General features: G+C 40.1%; 17 protein-coding genes. 16 read left to right on the top strand and 1 reads right to left on the bottom strand.

Annotation, left to right across the window (positions count from 1 at the left end):
* Positions 1 to 174 precede the first annotated feature (174 nt).
* From atpF to spoIIID, 12 genes are all read left to right on the top strand, one after another.
* The gene (atpF, locus tag J2R98_RS12560) at positions 175 to 696 is read left to right on the top strand and encodes a F0F1 ATP synthase subunit B (RefSeq protein ID WP_307069514.1); all 522 of its coding nucleotides are present in this window, start codon (positions 175 to 177) and stop codon (positions 694 to 696) included.
* Positions 693 to 1238 carry a F0F1 ATP synthase subunit delta gene (locus J2R98_RS12555; RefSeq protein ID WP_307069512.1) on the top strand — a complete coding sequence of 182 codons (546 nt, stop codon included), beginning with the start codon at positions 693 to 695 and terminating at the stop codon, positions 1236 to 1238. The genes atpF and J2R98_RS12555 overlap by 4 nt, the downstream gene beginning before the upstream one ends.
* Before the next feature lie 17 nt (positions 1239 to 1255).
* A complete protein-coding gene (gene atpA / locus J2R98_RS12550; protein WP_307069510.1) occupies positions 1256 to 2764 on the top strand; it encodes a F0F1 ATP synthase subunit alpha in 1509 nt (502 codons plus the stop codon).
* 38 nt (positions 2765 to 2802) lie between these two features.
* Positions 2803 to 3663 (top strand): ATP synthase F1 subunit gamma, encoded by an 861-nt coding sequence (gene atpG, locus J2R98_RS12545; RefSeq protein ID WP_307069507.1) that lies wholly within the window; start codon positions 2803 to 2805, stop codon positions 3661 to 3663.
* A 36-nt stretch (positions 3664 to 3699) separates the two neighbouring features.
* Complete coding sequence (gene atpD, locus J2R98_RS12540; protein ID WP_307069505.1) at positions 3700 to 5097, top strand: F0F1 ATP synthase subunit beta; 1398 nt, start codon at positions 3700 to 3702, stop codon at positions 5095 to 5097.
* Between the two features lie 56 nt (positions 5098 to 5153).
* On the top strand, positions 5154 to 5558 hold the full coding sequence (locus tag J2R98_RS12535) for a F0F1 ATP synthase subunit epsilon (RefSeq protein WP_307069503.1): 405 nt from the start codon (positions 5154 to 5156) through the stop codon (positions 5556 to 5558).
* Positions 5559 to 5713: 155 nt separating this feature from the next.
* Positions 5714 to 5947: a DUF1146 family protein gene (locus J2R98_RS12530; protein ID WP_146813212.1), complete on the top strand. Its 234-nt coding sequence runs from the start codon at positions 5714 to 5716 to the stop codon at positions 5945 to 5947.
* Between the two features lie 73 nt (positions 5948 to 6020).
* A complete protein-coding gene (locus J2R98_RS12525) occupies positions 6021 to 6683 on the top strand; it encodes a YwmB family TATA-box binding protein (protein ID WP_307069501.1) in 663 nt (220 codons plus the stop codon).
* Positions 6684 to 6718: 35 nt separating this feature from the next.
* Positions 6719 to 8020: a UDP-N-acetylglucosamine 1-carboxyvinyltransferase gene (gene murA, locus J2R98_RS12520; RefSeq protein ID WP_307069499.1), complete on the top strand. Its 1302-nt coding sequence runs from the start codon at positions 6719 to 6721 to the stop codon at positions 8018 to 8020.
* 198 nt (positions 8021 to 8218) lie between these two features.
* Positions 8219 to 9196 carry a stage II sporulation protein D gene (spoIID, locus tag J2R98_RS12515; protein WP_307069497.1) on the top strand — a complete coding sequence of 326 codons (978 nt, stop codon included), beginning with the start codon at positions 8219 to 8221 and terminating at the stop codon, positions 9194 to 9196.
* Between the two features lie 176 nt (positions 9197 to 9372).
* Positions 9373 to 10050: a M23 family metallopeptidase gene (locus J2R98_RS12510; protein ID WP_307069495.1), complete on the top strand. Its 678-nt coding sequence runs from the start codon at positions 9373 to 9375 to the stop codon at positions 10048 to 10050.
* A gap of 484 nt (positions 10051 to 10534) precedes the next feature.
* On the top strand, positions 10535 to 10792 hold the full coding sequence (spoIIID, locus tag J2R98_RS12505; protein ID WP_307069493.1) for a sporulation transcriptional regulator SpoIIID: 258 nt from the start codon (positions 10535 to 10537) through the stop codon (positions 10790 to 10792).
* Between the two features lie 100 nt (positions 10793 to 10892).
* Here spoIIID and J2R98_RS12500 read toward each other — a convergent pair whose 3' ends face one another.
* Positions 10893 to 11396, bottom strand: a complete 504-nt coding sequence (locus J2R98_RS12500; protein ID WP_307069491.1) for a hypothetical protein — start codon at positions 11394 to 11396, stop codon at positions 10893 to 10895.
* A gap of 155 nt (positions 11397 to 11551) precedes the next feature.
* Between J2R98_RS12500 and J2R98_RS12495 the strand changes: the two genes are divergently transcribed.
* From J2R98_RS12495 to J2R98_RS12480, 4 genes are all read left to right on the top strand, one after another.
* A complete protein-coding gene (locus J2R98_RS12495) occupies positions 11552 to 11938 on the top strand; it encodes a MerR family transcriptional regulator (protein ID WP_307069560.1) in 387 nt (128 codons plus the stop codon).
* The gene (locus J2R98_RS12490) at positions 11935 to 13608 is read left to right on the top strand and encodes an acyl-CoA dehydrogenase family protein (RefSeq protein WP_307069490.1); all 1674 of its coding nucleotides are present in this window, start codon (positions 11935 to 11937) and stop codon (positions 13606 to 13608) included. The genes J2R98_RS12495 and J2R98_RS12490 overlap by 4 nt, the downstream gene beginning before the upstream one ends.
* A 300-nt stretch (positions 13609 to 13908) precedes the next feature.
* On the top strand, positions 13909 to 14910 hold the full coding sequence (locus tag J2R98_RS12485; RefSeq protein ID WP_307069487.1) for a rod shape-determining protein: 1002 nt from the start codon (positions 13909 to 13911) through the stop codon (positions 14908 to 14910).
* 35 nt (positions 14911 to 14945) lie between these two features.
* On the top strand, positions 14946 to 15767 hold the full coding sequence (locus tag J2R98_RS12480) for a flagellar hook-basal body protein (RefSeq protein WP_307069485.1): 822 nt from the start codon (positions 14946 to 14948) through the stop codon (positions 15765 to 15767).
* The last annotated feature ends 13 nt before the right edge of the window (positions 15768 to 15780 follow it).

Raw genomic sequence — 15780 nt, 5'->3', positions numbered from 1 at the left:
TTTATTACATGACATGATCATAATGGCGAAGTGACTTTAATGAAACTTCGCCATTCCTTTATGTTAGTTTGTGAAAGGATGAAATAAAAGGAAACGTAACTTTCGCGAATGAGCGTTAACATCGTTTTTCCTTTTAAGCCTTATATAGATGAATAGGCGAAAGGAGTGAAGGCTTTGTTAGACCCACGTTTATTTATTTTAAACGCAGAAATTGGATTTAATGCAGGCGATATGATCGTACAACTAGTAATGTTCGTCATTCTACTAGCACTTATTACGAAGTTCGCTTGGCGTCCATTAATGAACGTCATGCAAGAGCGTGAACAACATGTCGCAAATGAAATAGATACAGCTGAGAAAAACAGACAAGAATCTGAACGTTTAATGAAAGAAGCACAAGACGAGTTAAAAGGCACTCGTACAAACGCTCAAAAGATTATTGATGACGCTCGTCAAACAGCTAAATCTGAAGAAGCAGAGATGATTAAAGCTGCAAAATCAGAAGCAGAGCGCATTAAAGAAAGTGCACGCCTAGAAATCGAGCAAGAGAAAGAGCGTGCTGTTCAAGCATTACAAGAACAAGTTGGTACATTATCTGTACAAATTGCAAGCAAAGTAATCGAGAAAGAATTAACTGTGGATGAACAAGAAAAGCTAATTAACGAATACTTAGAAAAAGTAGGCGAGAGCAAATGAGTAATTCAGCAGTAGCGAATCGATATGCAATAGCTTTGTTTGACATTGGAACAGAGAAGTCTAACTTACCACAGTTAGAAGAAGAGTTGAATGCCGTAATTGAAGTATTCAACCAAGACAAAAAGCTTAATGCTTTCTTTGATAATCCACGTGTTTCAAAAGATGAAAAGAAAAACTTCATCCGTGAAGTGTTCAAAAGCTTTTCTCAAGAGACAGTCAATTTATTACTCGTCTTAACAGATAAAAGCCGAATGAACTCATTAAAACAAATCGTAAAGTCTTTTGTCGACATGAAGAATGAAGCAAGAGGCATTGCAGAAGCTGATGTATATTCTGTTCGTGCTTTAACTGAAGAAGAACAACAACAAATCCAAGATGTTTTTGCGAAAAAGTTGAATAAAAACACCCTTCGTATTAATAATATTGTCGATCAGTCAATTCTTGGTGGTCTTAAAGTACGCGTTGGTAACCAAATCTTTGATGGTACGGTTGCTAGAAAGCTAAAACGCATTGAACAGAGTGTCGTCTCTGCAAACAAGTAAAGATAGGGGTGAAATGGATGAGCATCAAAGCTGAAGAAATAAGTGCGCTTATTAAGCAGCAAATTGAAAACTATGACTCTGATATAGAAGTAAATGATGTCGGTACTGTAATCGAAATCGGTGACGGTATCGCACGTGTTCATGGTCTAGATCACGTTATGTCAGGTGAGCTTGTTGAATTCTCTAACGGTGTTATGGGAATGGCGCAAAACCTTGAAGAGAATAACGTTGGTGTCGTAATCCTAGGACCATTCACAGAAATTCGTGAAGGTGATGAAGTTCGCCGCACAGGTCGTATTATGCAAGTCCCTGTAGGTGACGAACTAATCGGACGTGTTGTTAACTCATTAGGTCAACCAGTTGACGGTAACGGCCCAATTGAATCAACAAAAACGCGTCCAATCGAAGCGAAAGCACCTGGCGTAATGGATCGTAAATCAGTTGATGAACCATTACAAACAGGTATTAAAGTAATCGACTCAATGGTACCAATCGGTCGTGGTCAGCGTGAGCTAATCATTGGTGACCGTCAGACAGGTAAGACATCCATTGCGATCGATACCATTCTTAACCAAAAAGAAGAAGATGTAATCTGTATTTATGTATCGATTGGTCAAAAAGACTCTACTGTAAGTGGTGTTGTTGAAACACTACGTCAGCACGGAGCTCTTGACTACACAATCGTAGTTAATGCTGGTGCGTCTGAACCTGCTCCATTACTATACCTAGCTCCTTATGCTGGTGTATCAATGGGTGAAGAATTCATGTACAACGGTAAGCACGTATTAGTTGTATACGATGACTTATCGAAGCAAGCGGCAGCATACCGTGAGCTTTCATTACTACTACGTCGCCCACCAGGCCGTGAAGCATTCCCAGGAGATGTATTCTTCCTACACTCTCGTTTACTAGAGCGTGCAGCGAAATTAAGTGACGATAAAGGTGGCGGTTCTTTAACTGCACTACCATTCGTTGAAACACAAGCTGGTGACATTGGTGCGTATATTCCAACAAACGTAATCTCAATTACTGACGGACAGATCTTCTTACAATCTGATCTTTTCCACTCAGGTGTACGCCCAGCGATTAACCCTGGTCTATCTGTATCACGTGTAGGTGGTTCAGCTCAGATTAAAGCGATGAAGAAAGTAGCAGGTACGCTACGTCTAGACTTAGCATCATTCCGTGAGCTAGAATCTTTCGCACAGTTCGGGTCTGACTTAGATAAAGCAACACAAGCTAAACTTGACCGTGGTCAACGTACAGTTGAAATCCTAAAGCAAGGTTTACACCAACCACAACGTGTTGAGTACCAAGTTGCCATTATCTATGCATTAGTTAACGGATTCCTAGACGACATTCCAGTAGAAGATGTTGTACGTTTTGAAGAAGAGCTACATGCTTACTTAAAGCAACATGGTTCTGAACTTCTAAACCACATCCGTGAAACAGGTAATCTACCTGAAAAAGATGAATTTAATAAAGTAGTTAGTGATTTCAAAAATACATTTGTCGTTTCTGAATAATAAAGAAACAAGTCTCTATAAAAAGGTGGTGAGACGTTGTGGCATCTTTACGTGATCTAAAAGCGAGAATTAGTTCGACTTCAAACACGAAACAGATTACGAAAGCAATGGAAATGGTGTCAGCTTCGAAACTGAATAAAGCAGAAGACAATGCTAAAGCATTCGTTCCATACATGAAAAAAATTCAAGAAGTTGTGGCAAGTATTGCAACTGGCAATATCGATGTTGACCACCCAATGCTTATTTCACGACCTGTAAAAAAGACAGGTTATATCGTAATCACTTCAGACCGTGGTCTTGCTGGTCCTTACAACACAAATGTGTTACGTAAGTTGTATCAGACAATTGAAGAGCGCCATCAATCTAAAGATGAATATGTCATAATCCCAATAGGTAAAGTAGGTCGTGATTTCTGTAAAAAACGTGATCTACCAATTGCACACGAAGTTACAGGTTTACCAGACCAGCCGAGCTTTGCTGAGATTAAAGACATTGCAAACTATGCTGTAAACTTGTTTGCTGATGAAGAAGTTGATGAATTGAACCTATTCTACAACCACTTTATTAGTGCGATCAGTCAGGAAGTGACAGAGACGAAAGTACTCCCACTTAATGATATTGATGTCGGCGAAAAACAAAGCAGCATGTATGAGTATGAGCCAAACCAAGAACAAATTTTAGAAACACTACTGCCACAATATGCTGAAAGCCTTGTGTATGGTGCCTTATTAGACGGTAAGGCAAGTGAACACGCATCAAGAATGACAGCGATGCGTAACGCTACTGACAATGCAGAAGATATCATCGATGAGCTAACACTTTCTTATAACCGTGCACGTCAGGCAGCCATTACTCAAGAAATTTCAGAGATTGTAAGTGGTGCAGCAGCACTTGAATAGAACGTTTTTGGATATGAGCAGTTAGGAGGGAAAAGGATGAGTAACGGACGTATAACACAGGTTATGGGACCGGTAGTAGACGTAAAATTCGAAAGCGGCCAATTACCTGAAATTTATAACGCCCTAATCGTACAAGGTGAAAGTGAAACGGACTTAGTACTAGAAGTTGCTTTACACCTTGGCGACGATGCAGTTCGTACGATCGCGATGGACTCTACCGATGGTCTAATCCGTGGTATGGAAGTAGAAAATACAGGTGCTCCAATCAGTGTACCTGTAGGTAATGACACTCTAGGTCGTGTGTTTAACGTAACAGGTGGACATATTGATTTAGCAGAGCCAGTATCGGAAGAAACACGCCGTGATCCAATCCACCGTCAAGCTCCTAAGTTTGAAGACTTAGCGACTGAAACACAAATCCTTGAAACAGGTATTAAAGTAGTAGACTTATTAGCACCTTACGTAAAAGGTGGTAAGATTGGTTTATTCGGTGGTGCAGGTGTAGGTAAAACAGTACTAATCCAGGAGCTTATTAACAACATCGCCCAAGAGCACAGCGGGATCTCAGTTTTCGCAGGTGTAGGTGAGCGTACTCGTGAAGGTAACGACCTTTACTACGAAATGAGCGACTCTGGAGTAATTAAGCAGACAGCAATGGTATTCGGTCAGATGAACGAACCACCAGGTGCTCGTATGCGTGTAGCATTAACAGGTCTAACAATGGCAGAATACTTCCGTGATGAAGAAGGACAAGACGTACTTCTATTCATCGATAATATCTTCCGCTTTACTCAGGCGGGTACAGAAGTATCAGCCCTACTAGGCCGTATGCCATCAGCCGTTGGTTACCAGCCAACACTATCAACAGAGATGGGTCAATTACAGGAACGTATCACATCTACTAAAACAGGTTCGATTACGTCGATCCAAGCTGTATACGTACCTGCCGATGACTATACAGACCCGGCTCCTGCAACAACTTTCGCTCACTTAGACGCAACAACTAACTTAGAGCGTAAGTTATCAGAGCAAGGAATCTACCCAGCGGTAGACCCACTATCATCAACTTCTCGTGCACTTGACCCACACATCGTTGGTGATGAACACTATGATGTTGCGCGTGAAGTACAGAAAACTTTACAGCGTTATAAAGAATTACAAGATATCATTGCAATCCTAGGTATGGACGAGCTAACAGAAGACGATAAGCAAACTGTAAACCGTGCACGTCGTATACAGTTCTTCTTATCTCAAAACTTCCACGTTGCTGAGCAGTTCACAGGCCAGCCAGGTTCATACGTACCGGTTCAAGAAACTGTTAAAGGATTCAGAGAGATTCTTGATGGTAAGTATGACGACTTACCAGAAGATGCGTTCCGTCTAGTTGGACGTATTGAAGAAGTAGTAGAAAAAGCTAACGAAATGGAACAATAATGGGACTTTAAGCGGCAGCTTACTGTCGCTTAAATAGTGCCCAAGGAGGGGTAAGATTGAAAACACTAACTGTGAGTGTTGTCACTCCTGACGGCCCTGTACTAGAAGAGTCATATGATATGGTGAGTGTTAGAGCAGAAGGTGGCGAACTGGGAATCTTACCAGGTCACATCCCATTAGTTGCTCCTCTAACCATTAGTGCAGTTCGACTAAAGAAACAAGGCAATACGGATTATGTAGCTGTAAGTGGTGGCTTTTTAGAAGTACGTCCTGATCAAGTCACAATCTTAGCACAAGCTGCAGAAAATCCTTCTGATATTGATGTAGACCGTGCAGAAGCTGCAAAACAGCGTGCTGAAGAGCGTCTTAATGAAACAAAATCAGAGGAGATCGATTTCACACGTGCGAAGTTAGCATTACAACGTGCTACAAATCGCCTAGAAGTAGTTAACAACAAATAAGATCTGGCCTTAAGGTCAGATCTTTTTTCCACTTTATCTAACAAATATTTTTTGCAATACATATAGAAAAGTTTATATTTCCGTGTCGATATTTCCTGGGTAATGCACATAATTGTCATTAATTGCTATACAAAATTTAACAAAGAGGTGTTATGATGTTTATAGATAATGCTGTAGATGCTTTAATAGGTATGGCATCACATATAATATTTATCATACTAGCGTGGAAAGCGTTAGAATCAATTAATATACAAGCTTTATTTAAAAAGAATAAAGAAACAGAAAGTAAAATCTTATTAATTTTCTTGACGGTTGCCTTAGGTACAACCGTAAGTAATTTCTTTTTAGATTTCATTAACTGGTCACAACAATTGTCTTACTTTTTATAAGTAAACTGTCGAAACTTTTAATGTTTAAAATAACAAGGCATGGACCATCCTTCTAACAAAGGGGGAAGCGTCCATGCGATTCTTGTTCGTGTTAATGTCAGTTTTATTAATGAGTCAAGTCATAATCTACCAATCTAGTAATCAAGCAGCAACTACTTCAGATTTTGAGGTTTTAGCCGATTATGTAATAGAACAAGGTTGGGATGTTCAGTCATTTAATGTAACGATGAAGTTAAATGGTGATCAAGATGAAATTTTAAACCTAAAAAATGTTTTAAATGAACAAATTAAGGTTAAATACCCTCATAAAGGGGGTATTTATGACGAAACGTTATATACAGTTGAAGTCAGTCATAACACATTGCAATTAGTGTATCGAATAAGCGGTGAGCAATGGAGTGAACACATATACTCTGAAACGATTGACCGCTTTAATGAACTCAGTTTAAACCAATTCTTTGAAAATGGTAAAGTATACTCATGTTTTCAGTCAAACATAAGTGGTAGTATAGATAGTAATTTGTTACTAAACGACATTAAAGAGGACTTGCAACTAGAATTCAAGAATAAAATGATAGAAGAACAACTGTCTGTCTTTAGTGGATATACAAAACAAATAAAAGAATTTGTCCCATTACAAGATGAAAAAATGAATGTTCAATTAGCTATTCGTGAAGAGGATCATGGAAAAAATACAGTTACAATCGGAACACCTATCCTCCTAATTGAATATTAAATAACATACGGACTATCGACACGGAGGGAAAGATATTGGATAAGATCATCGTATCTGGAGGTAATAGATTAACTGGCACTGTCAAAGTTGAAGGTGCTAAAAATGCTGTCTTACCTGTTATCGCAGCAAGCATTATGGCAAGTGAAGGAAAGACGACGTTAAAACAAGTTCCCACATTAGCTGATGTGGATACAATTAGTGAAGTACTACGTTATATGAATGTGAATGTACTACGTGAAGAGAATACGTTGCATATAGATGCGGCGAATGAACTAAAAACTAAAACACCTTTTGAATATGTACGCAAAATGCGAGCGTCCGTTTTAGTTTTAGGACCTTTATTAGCAAGGTATGGTCATGCAAAAGTGGCGATGCCAGGTGGTTGTGCAATTGGTTCAAGACCAATTGATCAACATTTAAAAGGACTTGAAGCTATGGGGGCGACCATTGAAGTAGGAAACGGTTATGTAGAAGCATTTGCTAATGGCCGTTTACACGGAGCACGCATTTATTTAGATTTTCCTAGTGTAGGTGCTACTGAAAACTTAATGATGGCTGCAGCATTAGCGGAAGGCACTACCATTATGGAAAACTGTGCCCGTGAACCTGAAATTATTGACTTAGCTAATTACATTAACCAAATGGGTGGTAAAGTCGTAGGCGCTGGAACTGAAACGATTCGTATCGAAGGCGTTGCACAATTAAAAGGTGTAGAACATACCATTATTCCTGATCGTATTGAAGCAGGCACGTTCATGGTAGCTGGTGCTATTACAGGTGGCGACATCATCGTTGAAGGCGCAATTCCAGCTCATTTACGATCGCTTATTGCGAAAATGAAAGAAATGGGCATTCAAATTGAAGAATATGACAACAGTGTTCGCGTAATTGGAACGGACTTATTAAAACCAATTGATATTAAAACATTACCATACCCAGGTTTTCCAACTGACCTTCAAGCTCAGTTGATGACTTTAACTATGAAGGCACATGGCACAAGTGTGCTTACTGAGACAGTGTTTGAAAACCGTTTTATGCACGTTGAAGAATTTAGACGTATGAATGCTAAAGCTAAAATAGAAGGCCGTAGTGCCATCGTTGAAGGACCAGTTACCCTTCAAGGTGCAGAAGTATCAGCAACAGACCTTCGCGCAGCAGCAGCATTAATCTTAGCTGGTTTAGTTTCAGAAGGACGCACAGTCGTAACTGAACTTAAACACTTAGATCGCGGTTATGTAGATTTTGTAGGCAAACTTAAAGGAATCGGCGCTGACATTGAACGTATTTATGAAGAAAATCAAAATCCAGCAAATGATTCTATAATCCAATCTAGTTAATAATCAAATTCATAGAATAAAAGAGGAAGCGAGTGTTTGCTTCCTCTTTTATTTTGTCCAATTATATTTAGGGATAGGGCATATTTTTGTTCATAATTTTTTCAAGAACCTCCTCATTTTTTACGTTCTATTAAACTTCCTACCCGAATAAGAATGTTAATAGAAGTCAATATTCATTTACTGAAGGAGGATTTTACATTGAAACGACAAGGATTGATCCTAGGAATCATTTTACTAGCCGTTATTACAATCATTCCGAGTTTAATCGTCATACCTTTCGCAGAAGCAGCTACAGAAAATGGTCATATCAATATCGAACAATCAACTGAACATGTGTCGACTACTGGCGGAGAAGACGGAATTATGGTCAACGTGCTAAGAGAAAGCACTGACGCGATTGAAACAGTACCGCTTGAAGATTATGTCGCATTAGTAGTGGCTTCTGAAATACCAGCTGACTTTGAGATGGAAGCACTGAAAGCACAGGCATTAGCCGCAAGAACTTATGTCGTACAGCGGCTCATTCACGGATCAGATGAAGAATATCACGTGACTGACACTGTCGACCACCAAGTGTTTCAATCTGAAAGCGAACTAAGAGAAGCGTGGGGCGTGAACTACTCTGGTAATATGGGGAAAATCAATCAAGCTGTCCAAGAAACATCAGGCGAAATTATTACTTATGATGGAACCCCAATTACAGCAGCATTTTTCTCAACAAGTAATGGCTATACTGAAAATGCTGAAGATTATTGGCAAAATGAAATCCCATATTTAAGAAGTGTTTCAAGCCCATGGGATGAACAATCACCAGTATACCGAGATCAAGAAATATTCGCCTATAGCGAAGTGTTGCATTTACTCGGATTGTCAGGCAATACATTCGATGTCTCTAATATAGTAAGAACAGATAGCAACCGTGTCAAAGAACTCGTCATTAACGGGGAGACTTTTTCAGGAAGAGAAGTTAGGGAAAAGCTTGGCTTGCGCTCAAACGACTTTTCGATCGAAGCCGAAGCAGATCACATTATATTTAAAACAAACGGATACGGACACGGTGTCGGGATGAGCCAATACGGCGCAAACGGCATGGCTCAATCAGGCAACTCATACCAAGATATTGTCCAACACTATTATCAAGACGTCCAAATTGAATCAATCGAAACCATTTTATAAAGCTGACCCACCTTGATTTTAAGGTGGGTTTTGCATGTTCATCACACTCAAATCATTAGACAAAAGTATATTTTGTCCTAAAAACAACACTTTACTCACGTTTTTTAGAAAATTTTTCTTATTCCATGTATATAATTTGTCATTTCGGTTCAGAATGGTTGCTGAGGTGATGAAAAATGAATGAAAAGGAAAGAAGGACTTTCCGCGAATCGAAGTGGAAAAAGCTCACACGCCAACGCTGGTTCTATCCAACGCTTTACATTACATTAGTGACTGTCGTGTTAGCAGGGGTATTGATTTATCAGATGACTGGAACTGATGAGGCAGAACAAAATGATCACAACTGGCAAGTCGAACAAAACGACCTCATCGAACACCAGGAACAAAATGCTGATGAGGCTGAGCCGGTAGTAGCAGATCAAGAAGATTTGGTTCTTCCAGTATTACTAGGAGACCGCACAGAAATCATAACTAACTTCTACGACGTCAACGCATCTGCTGAAGAGCAGGAAGATGCATTAATTTTCTACAACAACCGATACTACCAAAGCCAAGGTGTTGATATTACATCAACAGATGGCGAACCATTTGAAGTCATCGCAGCATTAAGTGGTACAGTTGTTGAAGTTAAAGAAGACCAACTACTTGGTCAAACAGTTGAAATTGAACACGAAGGCGAACGCATGACAGTCTACGCAAGCTTATCTGAAATTGATGTTGAAGCAGGCGACGAAGTAAGTCAAGGCGACAAACTTGGTGTCTCAGGCGAAAATGTTTACTCAGGCCCTGATGTGAGCAAAGTACACTTCCAATTAATTGAAGATGGTGAACCTGTAAATCCAGGATTCCAATAAAACAGTAAGCCATCACCCATTTAAAAGCCCCGTCATTGTACGGGGCTTTTATTTTGATTTTAAGGAGAATTGACGATTGAGAGAGGGGGATGGCGCTCGTGCATTCTATTTTGGCGCTCGCACAACTTTTATCCCTCAAACAAAATTGTAGCACCCCAGAAATTTATCAGCACTCAGCCTCAACTTATCAGCGTTCACCAAAATTTATCAGCGCTCAGCCCGAACTTATCAGCGCTCACGAAAATTTATCAGCGCTCAGCCCGAACTTATCAGCACTCAGCCTCAACTTATCAGCGCTCACAAAATCGCTCCCCCCACTCATATTCTCCAAATCTATGCATATAATTCTACGAGCAAAAACTCAGCTCTCACTTGGCATTAAATCGCTTTCTGTAAATCACGTTTGTGTATCATATTCCTTTAGTGCAGTGAATAAAATGTACTATCTACACCTTAAGAGTGAACATCACAGGAGGCGAGTGATTTGCACGATTACATCAAAGAGAGAACGATCAAGATTGCTGAGCATTTATTGGATTCGCGTAATACTGTTCGCGCGATCGCAAAAGAGTTTGGTGTTTCAAAAAGTACGGTCCATAAAGATCTTACCGAACGCTTACCGGACATTAATCCCGCCTTAGCAAAGGAAGTTAAAGAAGTGCTTGACTACCACAAGTCAATAAGGCATCTGAGAGGTGGTGAGGCAACGAAAAAGAAGTACAGAGAAAAAAGCAGTGTTTAAATAGTTGTACGAACTAATTGTCTGTCACGATACGTACGCAAGATTGTACATATAGGGGAACACCCCCCTAAACACGTGACAGGCAATTTTTTATTTTTAATCAAACGTTTGATTGATACAACAAAATCTGGTCATACACCATTTCCCCATTAGGATCGTGCCACTCTAATATCACATATATTTGCCAAATATCCTCTTCTGTCACTGGCCCACCATCGACATTATAAAAGTAGCCACCAAGTTTTGTTTCTCCCATTTCGAACTCATCGATCTCAATTTTGTTCCCATCTTTCATATGAACAGTGGTAGTTGAAATCGTCTGTTGCTCGCCATTAACATTCGCCATGACAGTATAATAAAAGTAATCTGTTTCACGGTAATCATCTTTAAACGTTAAAACGCCATCCCCAGCGATTAGCTGCATCGGTTCAATCGCGATTTGATAACGGGACAAGCTCCAGAATTCGCTTTCTCCACTTAATTCAAAAGATACAGGTTGTCCTTCTTGAATAGGGCTTCCTTCATCATTCACCATTAACAATAGAGCAACCGTTAGCAAACTAAAGAATACGACGACACCAACATTCAAAAATAGTTTCCCCATATGACATCACCTCCCTATGGACAACTCTATTAATATATAATCAAAAACTTTGATAAACATGACAAAAACTAGTTGAACTTAACGTTAACGTAAATGGTAAACTATAAATATGAGAAAATTCCGAAAACAAAAGGAGGTGCCGTCAGTGTCCTACTATTTCGATCTCCGAGCTTGCTGCACAATTTAACGTCTCGACTAGAACCATTCGCTACTATGAAGAAGTCGGTTTACTACAACCGAAGCGCAACAAAAGCGGTCATAGACAATTTACGAAAAAAGAAATGACCCAACTCCAGCTCATCTTTCGTGGCAAAAAATATGGCTTTAACCTAGAAGAAATAAAAGAAATGGTTCTCCTATTCGAAGAAGACCCTACTGGAAAAGAACAGCTTAAGCGTACGATCGAATATGGCGAGGACAAAATTCATGAAGTCTCAAAACGCATCGAAGAGCTCGAGCAAATGAAAAATGAAGTGGAGCAATTTTTGCAAGTGTTTCACGATGAGTTAAACCAATTAGAACGTCAGGAGGCATCAATGTGAGTCAAAACTTTTACACGAACGACCCATTACTGAAAAAGTTACTAAAAAAACATTTGCCCGACCATTTTTTCGATTATGCCGATCAACAGTTAACTCATTTCGGTGAACGCGTTGCAACAGACATTGATGAACGCGCTGTTCACACTGATCGAGAAGGGCAACCACAGCTTATAAAATATAACAAGATGGGTGAAGAAGTAAATGAAGTGTGGGTTAATGAAGGCTATCTAGAAACAGTCAAAGAAACGTATGAAACCGGGATCGTCGGCTACGTTCATAAAGATATTCCAGAGTTAGGTCATGCAGGCAATTACATTTACTCTTATGCGAAAGGTTATGTGTTATCACAGTCAGAGCCTGGCTTTTACTGCCCCGTTACTTTAACGATGGCAACGGCTTATTTAATCGATCACTATGCTGATGATGAGTTAAAAGAACGCTTTTTACCACACGTGTTGGCAACAGGTGATACTGAGCTTTTTGAAGGAGCGACGTTTTTAACCGAGCGTCAAGGTGGATCAGATGTCGGTGCGAATGTCGTTGAGGCGGTTGAAGAAGGTGATCATTACCGCATATATGGGGAAAAATATTTTGCGAGTAACAGTGGTATGTGCGGTGTTGCTATGGTGCTTGCCCGAATGAAAGGGGCACCAGAAGGGTCGCGCGGTTTAAGTTTATTTTTAGTCCCATGGGAAGAGAACCGGGCTGATAACAAATTATCTATTCGTCGGTTAAAAGATAAACTAGGCGTGCGAGCAGTGCCATCAGCAGAAGTCGAATTCCACGGTGCGAAAGCCTACTTAGTTGGTGATCCATCTGAAGGGTTCAAATACATGATGGAAGCTCTTAATCTATCACGCGTCTGTAACGTTGTTGCCTCTCTTGGCATTATGAGAAGAGCTTATACGGAAGCACGAGATTATGCTTTTAATCGCGATGCATTTGGAGAAAAGTTAGCAAACTACCCGATGGTCCAAGAAACACTTACACATTTGGCGACGAAGTTAGAAGTTGAAATGACAGCGACTTTTAACCTCATCGAACAATTTGACCAAGTGATGGTTAAAAATTCACAAGCAACAGATGACGACAAAGCAATGTTACGTTTACACATTGCTCTATTGAAAAAAGAAACCGCGGAACAGGCAATTGAACTCTCACACGAAGCAATCGAAATGCATGGCGGCAACGGATATATTGAAGACTTTGTCACACCACGACTGCTTCGCGATGCACAAGTTTTAACCGTTTGGGAAGGAACAGCGAATATTTTAGGGCTTGAAGTGTTGCGCTTGATCAATAAGTTTAACGTTCATGAATTATTTTTACGAGACATTAATGAGCGAATCCACCGTTTACCAGATCGAGTTACGTCACTAGCCGCACCCGTTAAAGTGGCCATCAACGACTTAATGGAATTGCTCAGTCACTTAAACGAATCAGACGAACAAACGATGCTCATGCACCCTAAACGCGTCGCTAACTTAATGACGCAAATATTAGAAGGAGTGACAGCATTAGAAATGGCAGAAGAAGATCAACGCTCCTATGCTGTTTGTGAAGTATTTTTAGAAAAAACATTTAAAAGGGAAAACAACGTCACAGACTTACCGTTAAAGCACTTTAAAACAATCGTTCAAGAAGAAAATTCACAACCTACTCAATCATAAATCAACCCACCGTCAAGCACTGGCGGTGGGTTTTTGCTTGTGCGGTAATTTGATATGCAGACGACATTGGCAACATCCGACTTTTTTCACTTTTCTTCGAGTGCAGTTGACATCCAACCTAATAGGACAAAAAGGCTGACAAACCAATTAAACTCGTCAACCACGTCCTTTTCATAAACTTTCGACAATGGTGAAAAATGACATGACACCTTAGGAAAAAAGTGATAAAATATTACAATAGATTAATTATATTTTCGTACGCCAAAATGATGGGATATAAGTCAGGGGGATTAATTTTACATGTTCGCTAGAGATATTGGGATAGACTTAGGTACAGCAAATGTTTTGATTCATGTGAAAGGAAAAGGCATTGTGTTAGATGAGCCATCGGTTGTCGCGATGGATCGCAATACAGGAAAAGTTTTAGAAGTAGGGCATGCCGCACGTCGTATGGTCGGTCGTACACCAGGAAACATCGAAGCGATTCGCCCACTTAAAGACGGTGTTATTGCAGACTTTGACGTGACAGAAGCGATGCTACGTTACTTTATAGAAAAAATTAACGTGCGCGGAATGTTTTCCAAACCACGTATTTTAGTATGTTGCCCAACGAATATTACGAAAGTTGAGCAAAAAGCGATTAAAGAAGCGGCTGAAAAGTCTGGCGGTAAGAGAATTTATTTAGAAGAAGAGCCAAAAGTAGCAGCAGTTGGCGCAGGGATGGACATTTTCCAACCGAGCGGTAACATGGTTGTCGACATTGGTGGTGGAACGACTGATATTGCCGTTTTATCAATGGGTGATATCGTAACTTCTGAATCTATCAAACTAGCTGGTGACAAATTCGATCAAGAAATTTTGCAATACATAAAGCGCAAATACAAACTATTAATCGGTGATCGAACAGCTGAAGATATTAAAATGAACGTTGCAACGGTATTCCCAGGCAACCGCGATGAATCAATGGACATTCGTGGACGTGATTTAGTGTCTGGTCTACCACGCACGATTACGGTACAGTCTGATGAGATTGAAGAAGCATTACGCGAATCTGTAAGCCTAATTGTTCAGGCAACGAAGACAGTACTTGAAGCGACACCACCAGAGTTATCAGCAGATATCATTGATCGCGGTGTCATTATTACTGGCGGTGGTGGTCTATTAAACGGAATTGACCAACTACTAGCTGAAGAGCTTAAAGTACCGGTCTTTATTGCAGAAGACCCAATGAGCTGTGTTGCAGAAGGCACAGGAATCATGCTTGAAAATATCGATAAATTACCTAAAGACAAAATCGTTTAAACAACGCTTTTTTCGGTTAAAAAGGAGGCCACACCATGCTAAGAGGTTTTAATACAGCTGGTGCAGGGATGATTGCTAATCAGCGCCATCAAGATACGTTAAGTAACAATATGTCAAATGCATTAACACCTGGTTTTAAACAAGACCGTTCAACGTTTCGTGCATTTCCAGAAATGTTAATCCAAAACGTTGAAAATAGAAACGTCCCGACAGAAAACGGGCTTAGTTTGCCACGTAACCATACAGTTGGGGCGATCAATTCTGGTACTTATTTGCAGGAAGACGTACCTTTGTTTGAACAAGGAGACGTCCGCGAAACGAGTATGCCGACAGACTTAGCACTTCAAAATGGAAACTTACCTGATGAAACAGGCTTTCTATTTTTCGAAGTAGCAAATGAAGACGGTGAAGTTCGATATACACGTAACGGCAATTTCACAGTTGATGCAGAAGGCTTTTTAACGACGAATGAAGGTTATTATGTATTAAATGAAGATGGTGAGCAGATTCAAACAGGCTCTGAAGCTTTTGAAGTAACTGAAAATGGTGAAGTCATTTCTGCTTTTGATCAAACGTTATTAGGTATTGGCTATCATCCAAATGCCAATGATTTTGTAAAAGAAGGCGAAAATTTATTTAACAATGACGGTGAAGCTGCAGTTGTTGATGCACGTGAAGCTGCAGGAGCAGACTTTCAAGTGCGACAAAATCATCTAGAATGGTCTAATGTCGACACGCAGGCAACAATGGCTGACATGACACGCGCTCATCGTATGTTCGAAATGAACCAACAAGTCGTCAGAACGTTTGATCAAAGTATGGAACTAGCCGCAAACGAAATCGGGCGTTTAAGATAGTCTAGAGGAGGCA

Origin of the sequence: Alkalibacillus filiformis (genome assembly GCF_030814115.1) — a bacterium.
Lineage (GTDB): Bacteria > Bacillota > Bacilli > Bacillales > Alkalibacillaceae > Alkalibacillus > Alkalibacillus filiformis.
Note: the sequence above shows the minus strand (reverse complement) of the source record. Positions and strands in the feature narration are given on the sequence as shown.

Bases quoted from the DNA above. Each gene is read 5' to 3' on its own strand.
- J2R98_RS12555 (WP_307069512.1), top strand. From the start codon at position 693: ATGAGTAATTCAGCAGTAGCGAATCGATATGCAATAGCTTTGTTTGAC.
- atpA (WP_307069510.1), top strand. From the start codon at position 1,256: ATGAGCATCAAAGCTGAAGAAATAAGTGCGCTTATTAAGCAGCAAATT.
- atpD (WP_307069505.1), top strand. From the start codon at position 3,700: ATGAGTAACGGACGTATAACACAGGTTATGGGACCGGTAGTAGACGTA.
- J2R98_RS12530 (WP_146813212.1), top strand. From the start codon at position 5,714: ATGTTTATAGATAATGCTGTAGATGCTTTAATAGGTATGGCATCACAT.
- J2R98_RS12525 (WP_307069501.1), top strand. From the start codon at position 6,021: ATGCGATTCTTGTTCGTGTTAATGTCAGTTTTATTAATGAGTCAAGTC.
- J2R98_RS12510 (WP_307069495.1), top strand. From the start codon at position 9,373: ATGAATGAAAAGGAAAGAAGGACTTTCCGCGAATCGAAGTGGAAAAAG.
- J2R98_RS12500 (WP_307069491.1), bottom strand. From the start codon at position 11,396: ATGGGGAAACTATTTTTGAATGTTGGTGTCGTCGTATTCTTTAGTTTG.
- J2R98_RS12485 (WP_307069487.1), top strand. From the start codon at position 13,909: ATGTTCGCTAGAGATATTGGGATAGACTTAGGTACAGCAAATGTTTTG.
- J2R98_RS12480 (WP_307069485.1), top strand. From the start codon at position 14,946: ATGCTAAGAGGTTTTAATACAGCTGGTGCAGGGATGATTGCTAATCAG.